Here is a 12,631-nt window from a genome sequence, read left to right as displayed (position 1 = left end):
GGTCGAGATGACAGCGAAAGTGACAAGTATAAATTCCCCTCCTCGGAGGGGCTGGGGGTGGGTTTGTACTTCTACAGATTAGACGAAAACTACGAAGCCTATACTTCGCACAGTGGCAATTACAGGCTCCCCGCCTTAGCTAAGGAGGGGCCAGGGGTGGTTGGACCCGGCACTACAGATTTATACTTTCAATTAACCCGAATGAAGCCCTTCGGTTTTAACGCGTCTACGGAATACAAAGACTCTTCAAATCCCGCATGCTACCGTAGAACACGTTGCAGTCCACAGTGGCGTCTATGCCTCCGATAAAACCTTTGTCGGTGTGTTGCCAGAAGGAGAGTTTGCGGGTGTTGCTTCGCTCCAGGTTTAATTTAGGTACATCGTAATGCGCAATCCAGAGGGGGTAGCTGTCGAAGTGGCCTTGCAGGTAATCTTTATAGAAGGAATAACCGGTATAGATGATGGGTTTGGTCCCGTAGGCATTTTCCACATGGTCCAGCCATACTTTCAAATCTTTCCGGAATTTGTCGATGGGTTTACGGCCGCGTACCTCTACATCCAGCACGGGTGGTAAGTCGCCGCTCTGCAGCTGTACTTTGGAAGTAAAGTTCTTGGCTTGCTTCTCCGGGTCCAGGTAAGGCAGGTAAAAGTGATAGGCGCCCCGGATAATGCCCGCTTCGGCGGCCCCAGCCCAGTTTTGCTCAAACTTCTTGTCCCGCAGCGATATTCCTTCAGTGGCCTTCACGAAGGCAAAAGTAATTTCGTGTTCCCGCACTTTCACCCACTCGATGTCCTTCTGGTAATGGCTCACGTCAATGCCGTAGATGGTATGCCCCTCCGGCCACACAGGCTTTGGCTTTACCACGAAGTACTCCACGTAAAACACCAGCAGCGCAATCCCCACTAAAACAGCCAGCCCCACCCAGAAACGCTTGGGCACGCCACCAGTGCGCTGCTTCTTGCGCGGCTGACGGGGTTTGGCTACCCGTTTAACAGGCGGCTTTACAGTCGGGGCTTTCTTTAAGGGTGGTTTGGTAGTGGTGGCCATAGCTCTTCCCTGCAAAAGTATAAAGGCAAACCTAATTTGCCAGCGCTCCCGCTAAAATCAGCTAGGTCCTGGCCCCCACCTGAAAGTATGGCTGCTCAGGAAATGTATTAGGAACCAGTTTTATACTTTTGCTTGATGGTGGATTATCTGACGCCGGATAAGTGGTCGATAGGCTCACCCTCGGTGGTCAGGTAGCCCCGCATGGCATCGGCGGTGAGGCAGGAATGCACGGGCAGCACCCCCATCAGGTCTCCGATGTTATACTTGTCGAATTGCTCCGCCGATACCCGCACCACCCCGTGCTCCTGCGAAAGCGATACCACTTCAAACCCTTCGAGCGGTTCAGACCAGCCCTTATCGGTTAGCTCTACTACACGGCCAAAAACCGCATTGCCATCCTTCTGAACCAGAACATCTTTAGAGAAATGCACGCTGCCGCCGTAAAGTATAAGCTCGCCACGGTCAGGGTGTTTGGCTATGACTGGACAAACCATGCAAACGGCAATCTCCTCAAAGGCGCAGGAGCCGATGTGCTGCTGGGTGATGTCGTAAAACACGAAGTTGCCGGGCCGTATCTCATCTACTCCCTCAAACGACTCCAGAATGCTGCAGGAGGGCGTGTCGCCAACTGAAAGCTGCAGGTTCGGGAATTGGGCCTTGTAGCGCTCGCGCAGCAGTTGGAGTTGGTCTACCGAGGTGTTGTGAATATTTCGAATGGCAGCAGCGTAGGTTTGCTTGTAGGTGTGGCCGTTGTGCACCACAAAACCGGCAAACTGCAACTTGTCCTGCCCCTGTATGAGCGCTAGCATGGCGTCTATCTCCGCATAATTGCTTGCCGGGATGCCGGTACGGTGGTAGCCGGCGTCTATCTTGAGCGAGAGCTGCACCGGGTGTTGCAGGCCTTTGGCAAGCGCCACAACCGTCTCCTGGTTCACCGCAATCAGGTGCAGTTTTATGCGCGAGGCGAGCTCGTTTATACTTTCCATCTCCAGCACATTGGCCGGAAAAGCAACCAGAATATCATTCCAGCCGTGGTCGGCAAAGTAGCGGGCCATATGCACCGACGACACCGTGATGGCTTCCACGCCCTGCTCCCGGAACCACTCCCCCACCTGCACCGACTGGTGCGTTTTAAAGTGCGGACGCAAGCGTACGCCACTTCGCTTAGTCTTATCTACCATGCGGCTAATGTTACGCAGGGCTTTCTCTTTATCTAAAAGTAAGGTCGGGGTAGTGATGTTCATGGGTTCTGAGTCTGCAAAAGGTGGCAAATCATGTGAATTTAAGTATAAAATGACAAAGTACCACCCCCGGCTATGCTTTAAGGTGACGAATGTCATTTCGCTGGAGGCTGATACTCCGGACCTTTGTAGCGAATTAAGTAGAAGGAGAAAAGATGCAAGACCTACTGAAAACCACCCCTGCCGAACTGCTCGCCAAGTATGATGTGCCATCGCCACGCTATACCAGCTACCCTACTGTGCCGTACTGGGACGAGAAGCCGCTGACACAGGCGCAGTGGATGCAGCACGTAAAGCAGGCCTTCCGCAAGACCAACAGCACGGAGGGAATTAGCCTGTACCTGCACCTGCCCTTCTGCGAGAGTCTTTGCACCTACTGCGGCTGCAACAAGCGCATCACCAAAAACCACGCCGTGGAGGAGCCTTACCTGCGCGCCATATTGGAGGAGTGGGCGCTGTACCTGGCTGAGTTTGAGGAGAAGCCGCGCATCACGGAATTGCACCTGGGCGGCGGCACCCCTACGTTCTTCGGTGCCCAAAACCTGAAAACGCTGCTGGAAACGCTGCTGGAGCATACCGAAGTGACGCCAGACGCAGCCTTCAGCATCGAGGTCCACCCGAACGCTACCAATGCCGAGCAGCTGCAGGTACTCTATGATTTGGGTTTCAGGAGGCTGAGTGTGGGCGTGCAGGATTTTGACCCGCGCGTGCAGCTGGCCATCAACCGTATCCAGACTTTTGAGCGCACCAAAGAGACCTTCGACGTGGCCCGTGCTATTGGTTATACTTCCATCAACGCTGATATTATTTACGGCCTGCCTTTCCAGGATGCCGACTGCGTGCGCTATACCATTGAGCGCGTAAAGGAGCTTCGTCCCGAGCGGATTGCCTTCTACAGCTATGCCCACGTGCCTTGGAAGAGTAAAGCACAGCGCCGCTATTCTGAAAAAGACCTGCCAGAGCCAGCCGAGAAACGTGGCCTATATGAGTTGGGCCGCACGATGCTGGAAGAAGCCGGCTATGTGGAAATTGGCCTGGACCACTTTGCCCTGCCAGTGGACGAGCTATACCTTGCCGCACAAAGCGGCGAGCTGCACCGCAACTTTATGGGTTATACCCCGCGCCACACCGAGTTGCTAATTGGCCTGGGCTGCTCCAGCATCTCCGACACCGGCACCGCTTTTATGCAGAATATCAAAGAAGTAGAGCCCTACGAGGCGGCTGTGGCATCTGGAGTGCTACCCTTGCTGAAAGGCCACGAACTAACCGAGGAAGACCTGATTATCCGCAAGCATATCCTCAACCTCATGTGCCGCCTGTATACATCCTGGACCGAGGAGGAGCTACCATACTTTGTGGATGCCCTCATCCGACTGCAACCGCTGGAGGAGGATGGCCTGCTGGAGTATTCTAACCACGATATCCACGTACTGGAAGCCGGAAGGCCGTTCCTGCGCAACATCGCCATGTGCTTCGATGCCAGGCTGTGGAGTGCCAAACCCACCACCCCGGTGTTCAGCAAATCGGTATAACGAATAGGTTTAGTGATTGAATTGGTTTTGAGGACAAAGAGACGCTGTAACACGCGTCTCTTTGTCTTTTATACTTCCTCAACTTTCTAACCTTCTAACTTTCTAACTCCAAAGACGCAAGGTATTGCGCCTCTACAACTCCCAAACTCCACAAAAGGGTTTACCTTTGCAGAAACACCATCTGCTGACATGAGTTATTTCTACGTAAAGGCGCTGCACATCATTTTTGTGGTCACCTGGTTTGCCGGGCTGTTCTATATCGTGCGCCTGTTCATCTACTATGCCGAGGCCGCCGAAAAACCGGAGCCGGAGAAATCCATACTTCAAAAGCAGTTTGGTATCATGCAGAAGCGCCTGTGGTACGGCATCACCTGGCCCTCCGCCATCCTGACGCTCATTTTTGGCGGCACGATGCTGTACTTGTATGGCTCCGTGCCGGGTTGGCTTGTCTGGAAAATCGGTTTTGTGGTAGGGCTTTACGTGTACCACTTCCTCTGTCACCGCATATTCAAACAGCAGCAGCAGGGCCTCATCAAGTATACCTCCACCCAACTCCGCATCTGGAACGAGGTAGCCACGCTCTTCCTCATCAGCATCGTGTTTCTGGTCGTGCTCAAAAGCTCGCTCAGCATGCTCTGGGGCATCATCGGCCTCATCCTTTTCTCAGCCATCCTGATGCTGGCCATCCGCATTTACAAGAAAACCAGGGAGAGTTAGAGAGTTTAGGAGTTTAGGAGTTTAGGAGTTAGAGAGTTGGGAAGTTAGAAGGTTAGAAAGTTGAGGAGTTAGGAAATTAACTCTCATTTTATACTTTGCCGCTTTCTGCCGCAAGTTTAGCGGCAACGTAACTTGTGGCTGTGCTTGAGGCAAGTTTGTAACTTGCTTTCTGCGTGAGCAGAAAAGTATGGGTTAGCAGATACTTTATACTGTACTTTACCATAGCCAAAGTATGGCTAGCGACTTGGTAGTCTTTTCCGGCATTGTTGGTGTTATCATTAACAATTTATACTTCGGCAGACCTTAGCGACAAGCTGTAAACGCTGTTTTACGAAAGTATAAAGTATAGCCTTAGCTTTTGCAGCCCTTGCTTTTCCAAAGCAAAGCAGTTGAAAACTGCGGCCGTACATAGCCACATTTACGCTACACTAAACTTGCAGCAGAAAGTATAAAGAAGCAAAGCACTACCCACTTTCTAACTTTTTAACCTTCTAACTTCCCAACTCTTAAACTCCCAAACTCTCTAACTTTTTTTACTTAATAGTTTTATCTTTGAAAGTATGAACAAGGCATTGAAGGCAAACGAGAGAGAGTTAATAAAGCTGACCCGCTACTTTAGCAAGCGTGCGGAACAAATGACCATAGACGGGGAGCTAAGCGAGGATCAGCAAAAGCTAACTGAAGCCTGCGAGAACCTGGAGCGGCAACTGCTGCAACACGCCGATAACCGCACGGCAATCCTGGAGAAGCGTGCCCAGCTGGAGAAAATCATCGAGGATAATGCCCAGTGCCCAAAGTGCCACAAAGCCGACATGCTGAAGCGACAGGGCGTCGCCACCAACGAGCACGGCTGGAAGTGCAACTCTTACCGCTGCCGCCGCTGCAACACGACCTTCACCTGGAACCGCCCCAACAACCCCTGGGACATGTTGGCGTTTCTGGAGCTATATATCAAGGAGCTGGAAGCATCATTAGACGCAGAGATGGACCCAAGCCTGCGACAACATACCGAGGCAGCGCTGCCCCAACTTCAGGACAGCCTTTCGCGCCTGCGCCCTGTGCTGCAAGGGTCCGACGAGGAGGTAGAAGCGCTGATGGAGAAAGAACGGGAAATGGACAAACTGATACACCAGTTTAAGAACTACCTCCTGATTGAAAAGATTAAGCTGGATACGTACCAGGAGGAATAGTTAATAGTTAATAGTTAATAGTTAATAGTTAATAGTTAATAGTTAATAGTTGTGGGATATTTTATAAACATCTAATAACGAATAACTAAACACCAATAACTACATTCAAAACCCAGTACCAGAAGGCGAGCGTGATGAAGGAGATGGGAATGCCGAAACCCACCATCATACTGGCGAGCCTAGGCTTAAGGCCATAAGAGGCTGCTACGATACTGGCCGTAATCATCGGGGCCATGGCCGCCTCCAGCACACAAATCTGCAGCAACTCCCCCCGAAGACCGAACACGCCATAGTATAGCCCCAGTATAAGCGCCGGCGCAAGTAGAAGCTGAAAGGCCAGTCCAAGGGCCAGAAAGCCCCAGTGCTTGCTGCGCCACTCCGGCCGTAGTTGCAGCCCCACCGATACGAGCGCCAAAGGTGACACCGTGCTGCCCAGGCGCTGGAAAACGTCGGTCATGTCGGCAGAGAAGTGGAGGTTGAGCAGGTTAAGCACCAGGCCCAGCAGAAATGCCAGGAACGGTGGAAAGGTCAGGATCTTCCGGAAAATGGCCCGTCCATTGGCAGCGCCGCGGGAGTAACTGGCTGCCAGCGCAATGCCCAGTGTAGATAACACCACGAATGTGCCGGGCTGATCTATCAGGATAACCGTTTCTACACTTTCAGGCCCGAAAAGCGCTTCGATGACCGGCAAGCCCACAAACGAGGTATTACCAAAACCAGCCGTAATAATCAGGCAGCCCACCAGTTTCCGCGACCATCCAAACGTTTTGCCCAGGCTCCAGAAGAACAAGGCAGAAGCACCAAAGCAAATCCAGGCTACAGCTACTGGCAAAAGCACGCTGCTGTTCAGCTTTACCTCCGGAATAAAGTATAGCGCCAGCGCTGGCATCGAGATATAAATAATAAACTGGTTGAGTACCTGCGCCGAATTCCTCGGGAACTCCTTGACGCGCTGCAGCAACAAGCCCAGCCCCAGACACCCAAACAAAAGTATAAAACTGCTCATTCCTCAATATCAGATTCTCTGCTCCAGTCAAGTATGGAACAGCTGGCAAAGGTACGGCAGCAAAAATGATTTAATAGCTACAGGCCATACTTTACTAGGAAAACAACAGCATACACTATTTACATGAGACAAAATTTTATAAAAATAAGTATATAATATAAATTCTGTCGTCGTTGCTCCTACAGTAGCCCCACTTTCACCCTGTTATAACCAACTACCCGTCAGCCATTTGATGCCCGCCTATAGGAGCCATTCGTACTATTTTCCCTTCCGTCTCCAGCTGTACTTCGCAGGAGGATTGTTGCTTACACAAGATAATCTGAGAAACCTATGCTAAACCTTAAACACCTACACTATGAGAACACAGTTTCAATATTTAACAGCCTTAATGAGCCCGAACAATTTCCTTAAGTACCTGCTCGTGGGTTTGGCTCTGCTACTTGCCTTCGCCTCCAAAGCACAGGAGGTAGAGTGGGATAAGACGTATGGCGGGGAAGGCTGGGATTTACTACGCCATGCTGAACAGACAACAGATGGAGGCTATATCCTAGGCGGCATCTCCTCATCCGGAGAAGGTGGCGAAAAAAGCGATGCCTCGAAAGGAGAAGAAGACTATTGGATTGTAAAAATTGATTCTTTGGGCAACAAGGAATGGGACCGCATCTTAGGAGGAAGCGGCCGGGATGAGTTACAGGACATAAAACAGACGCGAGATGGCGGCTACATCTTAGGTGGTTATAGCCTCTCTGATGCAAGTGGGGATAAATCCGAAGACTCAAGAGGCGGCTTTGACTACTGGGTAGTGAAGCTGGACGCTAGCGGCAATAAGCAATGGGACAGAACATTTGGTGGGGATAATACGGATCAATTCACCTCCCTACAACAGACGGGTGACGGTGGGTATATCCTGGGTGGCTCATCTGAATCTAATATGTCAGGTGAAAAGAGCGAAGGTACAAGAGGTCGCTATGACTATTGGGTTATAAGAATAGACTCTGTTGGCAATAAATTGTGGGATAAAACCTACGGGGGGAATGAATCAGACTTTCTAAACGGGCTTCAACATACTAACGAGGGGGGCTACATTCTGGGAGGTTCTTCTGAATCTGATGTATCTGGCGAAAAAAGCGACCCTCGTAGAGGGAACAACACTGATTTTGCGTTGGGATATGACTTCTGGATTGTAAAGATAGACAGCTTGGGTAACAAAGAGTGGGATAAGACTTTGGGAGGCTTACTAGGCGATTACCTTTCTGCCCTTATACAAACACAGGATGGAGGCTTCATGCTTGGTGGAACCTCTGGCTCTGGTATTGGTGGCGATAAAAGCGAGGAACACCGGGGTGGAGAATTTGGAGACTACTGGGTCGTAAAGACTGATAGTTTGGGTAACAAGGAATGGGACCGTACCTATGGCGGCAACGATTCAGATGAGTTATCCGATATTATACAAACCAACGACGGAGGATACCTGCTTGGTGGTGAATCGGAGTCTGATGCCTCAGGAGAGAAAAGTGAGGACGGCAAGGGTCGCGCTGACATGTGGGTAGTCAAAATTGACAGTATAGGCAATAAGCAGTGGGATAAAACCATTGGAGGAGAAAACAGCGAATTGCTTACCACAACAGTTCAAGATACTATTACCGGAGGATACCTCCTTGCCGGGAGTTCTACTTCTGGCATCAGTGGAGATAAAAGCGAGCCTAGCCGCGGAGGCACTCTCGACTACTGGATCGTAAAACTAAGCCCGGAAGCGCCCTGCACGGCTCCTACCTCATCCATCGCGGTGGTGCCTGCCTCCAATGTCTACACAGGCGGTCCTGCCACGACCATTTACCTAGGCTATGGGCCGCAGCGCGTGCAGCTGGTGGCCAGCGGTGCGGAAAGGTATGCGTGGAGCCCGGCAGCCGGACTGAACGATGCCTCCATCGCCAACCCTGTTTTCACGCCAAATGCCCCCGGTACGTACCGATTCACGGTAACAGCCTATAACGGCACCTGTTCGTCAACTGCATCCGTCGAGATAGAGGTGATTGACGTACGCTGTGGCAACAACAAAGTAACCCTTTGCCATCGCGGCAGAGCTATCTGTATTCCGCCTAGTGCCGTGGCCGCACACCTGAAACATCATCCGGGAGACCAACTAGGGGCATGCGGCTCTAAACAGCCGGACTACGCTGCGCCAGGCTTCATCGTGTTCCCCAACCCGATAAATTCCTTAGCTGAGATAGTATGGACATTGCAGGAAGCGGGCGCTTTCAGGATTGAGCTGTACAACGCCAACGGTTTGTTTGTGAAGCAACTGGCCAGGGGTGCGGGTGAGGCTGGCCAGGAGATGCAGCAGCAACTCGATGCCTCCCGCCTGCCAAAAGGAGTTTACTACCTCCGGCTGATAACTTCGGATGAGGCACGAACAATACGGCTTGTGGTAAATAAATAATGCAGAAACCGGCTATCCCGCTACAGGATAGCCGGTTTTTTTAACCAAGCAGTGAGTTAGTGAACTTGAGTTTTATACTTGCCTGGAAGTTGGCGATGGTCTTGAAAATCTCCTTCAGGGTCACCTGCTCAATTTTGGTCAGGCCGCGCACGTCAATAAAGTTGTCCGGTTCAGCCTTATCGTGGATAATCTGTACCGCCTGCTTTTTCAGGCGCAGGCTCATCAGGTAGTAGTAGGAGTGCATCAGCTCGTGGTAATCGGTATCGGAGAACTCCCCCATGGCCCGTAAAGCCTCTAGCCGCTCTCCGGTGTTGGTCTTGAAAACCCGCTCCTTGAGCGCATACACCCGTACCAAATCCACGATGGGAGTCATGGTTTTCTTGATGTCGAACACCTCCTGCCCGTCCTTGGTAAAGGTCTTGATGTTTTTGAAAAAGGTGAGCGGCGGCACGTACTGCAGCGCGTTTTTGGCCATGTGGTAAAGAAACCTGCCCAGCGGCTCCTGCAGCTCCTGGTCCAGGTATTCCCGCAGTTCATCTATAATAGCGGCTTCCCCATAAATATAACGACAGTCGAAGAAGGTGGAGAATTTCATCACCGTTTCCGGGTCCGGCTCTTTCATCCAGCTGCTATAGTTACGCTTCCAGTGCGAGAGCGAATGCGTCCATTTTGGGTTTTTGGCCATAAACCCGCCCTTGCAAAAGCTAAAGCCAATCATATCCAGCCGCTCCGATACCTGCTCGGCGAAGCGCAGGAAATACTCCCGCACCAGCTCGCGCTGCTCGTTGGCCTTGTCCTCGTAAATGATGGCGTTGTCCTGGTCGGTGTTCAGGGTTTGCTCTTTGCGCCCCTCACTGCCCAGCACCATAAACGCGAACTTGGCAGGCGGAGTGCCCATTTCGGCTATCACCCCCTCTATCACCTTGGTGGTAATCGTGTCCGAAACAGTCGTGATCACCTGGTTCACGATTTCCGGTTTCACGCCCCTGTCCAGGAGCTGGTATACGATTTCCGGCACCTTCTCCCACTTGCGCCGGAGTTCCTGCACCGACTGCGCCAGCTTCACAGATTGTATGAACACGAACGGCGACTGCGCTTGCTCGCTCAGCAGTTTGTTACGGCTCAGGAAACCAACATACTGTCCGTTATTCTCCACCAGCAGGTAGCGGGTTTTGGTACGGAACATCAACAGGATGGCCTCATACACAAACGCCTGCGTGTTTATACGTACAATCGGGTTATCCATCACCCCGTGTACCGGCTCCTGCACGCTTACCTGCTTGGCCACCACGTTGTCGCGGATGGTGATGTCGGTGAGGTAGCCGATAATCTGTCCCTGCGCGTCCTGCACAAACAGGCAGCTCACCTTCTTTTCGGCCATCATGCGGGCGGCTTCATACACCGGGGTTTCGGCGGAACAAACCACCAGCTCGCGGTACACCAGCGACTCTATCTTGCGGGAGTAGAGCTGGTCGGAGGAGATGAAGTTATCCTCAAAGGCTGTCGGTTTCTTTACAAAGTGGGCAAACTCATCGTTGAGCATGCGGCGGCCGAACTCTGCCGTAAAATGATGGAAGAAGTTTTCGTAGCCCTGACACAGCTGCCGGAAATCGCGGCGGGGCAGGAAGTATACCAACGTGCCTTTTTTGGCGATAACCGAGCGCAGGGAACGCTTGCGGTTCAGCAGCACCGAAATGCCGCCGTAGCAGTAGCCGCTATGGTGGTGCTCTACTACCCGCTTGTTCTGCTCACTGTCGTAGAAAAAGCTCTCATACTCCCCGGCCGCTATCAGGTCCACCCCTTTCATCTTGGTTACCTCCTGATGGTAGAGGGCCGTGTCTTTGGTATACCGCACCTCCTGCAGCAAATCGGCCACACCCCGCAGCACCTCTTCGGGCAGCAGGTGAAAGGGTTTTACCGTTTTCAGAAACGCTAGTTTGTCTGTCATATCAGTAGAATGAGTAAAACAGCAAGTATAACGATGGCCAGTAGCAGCAAAAGTATACTGTTTTTGCGAGGCTCCGGGGCTTTCACGATTTCCTGTCGTGCTGCCTGTTGCTGCCGGATGGTATCTTCGGTGATGTCGCCCTGCTCGAGCAGCTTAAAGAAACAGGCTGCCGTGGCTTTGGCATCTACAATGGCGTCGTGCTGCCGCTCCAGGGGTTTGTGAAACAACCGCTCGTACAACTCGCCCAGCCTCAGAAAGTTTTGCTGCTGGTGAAGCAGGAAACTGGCCGAGGCCTTCATGGTGCAGAAGTTCGGCAGGCCGGGCAGCGGGTTCGGGAGGTCCGCCCTGTGGAACCCCACCCCGAGCATGTGGTAATCCAGCTGCATGAAGTGCCCCACCACCAAGGGCTTGTATTGCTTCAAATCCTGCGTCAACAGCAGAAGTACATTCCTCCTCGGTTCCCCTCGCTCCAGCAGAAAATCTTTCGTGATGCCGTGTATGCGCTCCGAAGCCTCCGATATAACCAGCTCCGGCTCGTAAATGTAATGGTTCTCTGACTTGAGCTCCTGCCCCTGCCTATTATACACCGACCAAGCAATCTGCACCGAGTAGGGCCAGCTCTCATTGTCAGAGTAGGGCGCTTCCCAATCGAGCGGAATGCCGGTGGTTTCGGTGTCGATGAAAAGTATAAATTCCCGCATAGGCTATTTGTCTGCGCTTCCTGATTCGGCAGGTATGGCGATGCTTCCTTCCATCACCACATAACTTTTACCGTCTTTCATAAACGTGTGATTTGTTTCTTGTAGGCCAAAGCGCCTGTAAAAAGAAGCCTTTTCCTGGCGCGCGTTGCACCAGAGCTGCGTGATGCCCTGTGTTGCCGCCTGTCGGATAAGGTGCTGCAACAGCATGGACCCATAGCCTTTGCCCTGGTACTGCGGCAAGGTAGCAAACTTACGAAACTGCGCCCGCTGCCCCGCCACAAACAGCGATACCACCGAGACCAGTTCGCCGGACAAGTATAAACCAAAGTGATGGCCATCCTCATCCTCCGGCAGCTGCACATAGCTGATGTCCTTTTCCGGCCACATCACGTCCCGCCGGAGTTGCCAGGTTTCTTCGGCTGTTATTTCTTTTATCTGCATGTGGTTGTGGGAATACCTTCCGCTGGCGCGGGTTTGCAACCCGTGCCTTTCTATTTTCTAGGATTTGTAATCCGAGTGGCTTGAAAAGCCATACTTATACTTTGCTTGCCTTTTATACTTGCTGCTATGCTTTATACTTTCCGCTGTTCCGGACATCCTTGTCCGGAACCACTCTGCTGCGGACTTCCAAGTCCGCGTAAGGCATACTTTTATACTTGCCCACCGCTGGCGCAAGTCTTCAGACTTGTGTCCTATTATGGTGTCAAGTTTGTAACTTGACTGGCTTGAAAAGCCATACTTATACTTTGGCTATACTTCATGATTCCTTGGCGCAAGCGTCCGCTTGTGCCTTTTTATACTTATCGGT

The 12,631-nt window shown here is 51.9% G+C and carries 10 protein-coding genes; 4 read left to right on the top strand and 6 right to left on the bottom strand.

Annotation, left to right across the window (positions count from 1 at the left end; genetic code table 11):
• Positions 1-226: 226 nt before the first annotated feature.
• Together C8N40_RS05520 and C8N40_RS05515 are read right to left on the bottom strand one after the other, a co-directional pair.
• Positions 227-1,063: a glycoside hydrolase family 25 protein gene (locus tag C8N40_RS05520; RefSeq protein ID WP_245905004.1), complete on the bottom strand. Its 837-nt coding sequence runs from the start codon at positions 1,061-1,063 to the stop codon at positions 227-229.
• Between the two features lie 128 nt (positions 1,064-1,191).
• A complete protein-coding gene (locus tag C8N40_RS05515) occupies positions 1,192-2,292 on the bottom strand; it encodes an alanine racemase (RefSeq protein WP_108210780.1) in 1,101 nt (366 codons plus the stop codon).
• 152 nt (positions 2,293-2,444) lie between these two features.
• On the opposite strand from C8N40_RS05515, the gene hemN reads away from it, so the two are divergent.
• From hemN to C8N40_RS05500, 3 genes are all read left to right on the top strand, one after another.
• Entirely contained in the window at positions 2,445-3,821 is a 1,377-nt protein-coding gene (gene hemN / locus C8N40_RS05510) for an oxygen-independent coproporphyrinogen III oxidase (RefSeq protein ID WP_108210779.1), read from the top strand.
• A gap of 189 nt (positions 3,822-4,010) precedes the next feature.
• Positions 4,011-4,538 carry a CopD family protein gene (locus C8N40_RS05505; RefSeq protein ID WP_108210778.1) on the top strand — a complete coding sequence of 176 codons (528 nt, stop codon included), beginning with the start codon at positions 4,011-4,013 and terminating at the stop codon, positions 4,536-4,538.
• A 560-nt stretch (positions 4,539-5,098) separates the two neighbouring features.
• Positions 5,099-5,728: a hypothetical protein gene (locus C8N40_RS05500; RefSeq protein WP_108210777.1), complete on the top strand. Its 630-nt coding sequence runs from the start codon at positions 5,099-5,101 to the stop codon at positions 5,726-5,728.
• An 85-nt stretch (positions 5,729-5,813) separates the two neighbouring features.
• On the opposite strand, the gene C8N40_RS05495 is transcribed toward C8N40_RS05500, so the two are convergent.
• Positions 5,814-6,734 (bottom strand): AEC family transporter, encoded by a 921-nt coding sequence (locus tag C8N40_RS05495; RefSeq protein ID WP_108210776.1) that lies wholly within the window; start codon positions 6,732-6,734, stop codon positions 5,814-5,816.
• Between the two features lie 388 nt (positions 6,735-7,122).
• Between C8N40_RS05495 and C8N40_RS05490 the strand changes: the two genes are divergently transcribed.
• Positions 7,123-9,174, top strand: coding sequence for a T9SS type A sorting domain-containing protein (locus C8N40_RS05490; RefSeq protein WP_170114024.1), 2,052 nt, complete (start codon positions 7,123-7,125; stop codon positions 9,172-9,174).
• A 40-nt stretch (positions 9,175-9,214) separates the two neighbouring features.
• Here the strand turns inward: C8N40_RS05490 and C8N40_RS05485 are convergent, their stop codons facing one another.
• The 3 genes from C8N40_RS05485 to C8N40_RS05475 are packed head-to-tail and all read right to left on the bottom strand — an operon-like array spanning position 9,215 to position 12,264.
• Positions 9,215-11,122, bottom strand: coding sequence for a DUF294 nucleotidyltransferase-like domain-containing protein (locus C8N40_RS05485; RefSeq protein ID WP_108210774.1), 1,908 nt, complete (start codon positions 11,120-11,122; stop codon positions 9,215-9,217).
• Positions 11,119-11,823 carry a 3'-5' exonuclease gene (locus C8N40_RS05480; RefSeq protein ID WP_108210773.1) on the bottom strand — a complete coding sequence of 235 codons (705 nt, stop codon included), beginning with the start codon at positions 11,821-11,823 and terminating at the stop codon, positions 11,119-11,121. Before C8N40_RS05480 ends, C8N40_RS05485 begins: the two co-directional genes overlap by 4 nt.
• A 3-nt stretch (positions 11,824-11,826) precedes the next feature.
• Positions 11,827-12,264, bottom strand: a complete 438-nt coding sequence (locus C8N40_RS05475) for a GNAT family N-acetyltransferase (RefSeq protein WP_108210772.1) — start codon at positions 12,262-12,264, stop codon at positions 11,827-11,829.
• Between the last annotated feature and the right edge of the window lie 367 nt (positions 12,265-12,631).

It is taken from the genome of Pontibacter mucosus (assembly GCF_003054055.1).
GTDB lineage: Bacteria > Bacteroidota > Bacteroidia > Cytophagales > Hymenobacteraceae > Pontibacter > Pontibacter mucosus.
This window is presented reverse-complemented; position numbering and strand designations above follow the sequence as displayed.

Coding starts and splice junctions, on each gene's coding strand:
- C8N40_RS05480 (WP_108210773.1), bottom strand. CDS start 11,823: ATGCGGGAATTTATACTTTTCATCGACACCGAAACCACCGGCATTCCG.
- C8N40_RS05495 (WP_108210776.1), bottom strand. CDS start 6,734: ATGAGCAGTTTTATACTTTTGTTTGGGTGTCTGGGGCTGGGCTTGTTG.
- C8N40_RS05515 (WP_108210780.1), bottom strand. CDS start 2,292: ATGAACATCACTACCCCGACCTTACTTTTAGATAAAGAGAAAGCCCTG.
- C8N40_RS05475 (WP_108210772.1), bottom strand. CDS start 12,264: ATGCAGATAAAAGAAATAACAGCCGAAGAAACCTGGCAACTCCGGCGG.
- C8N40_RS05490 (WP_170114024.1), top strand. CDS start 7,123: ATGAGCCCGAACAATTTCCTTAAGTACCTGCTCGTGGGTTTGGCTCTG.
- C8N40_RS05500 (WP_108210777.1), top strand. CDS start 5,099: ATGAACAAGGCATTGAAGGCAAACGAGAGAGAGTTAATAAAGCTGACC.
- C8N40_RS05485 (WP_108210774.1), bottom strand. CDS start 11,122: ATGACAGACAAACTAGCGTTTCTGAAAACGGTAAAACCCTTTCACCTG.
- C8N40_RS05505 (WP_108210778.1), top strand. CDS start 4,011: ATGAGTTATTTCTACGTAAAGGCGCTGCACATCATTTTTGTGGTCACC.
- hemN (WP_108210779.1), top strand. CDS start 2,445: ATGCAAGACCTACTGAAAACCACCCCTGCCGAACTGCTCGCCAAGTAT.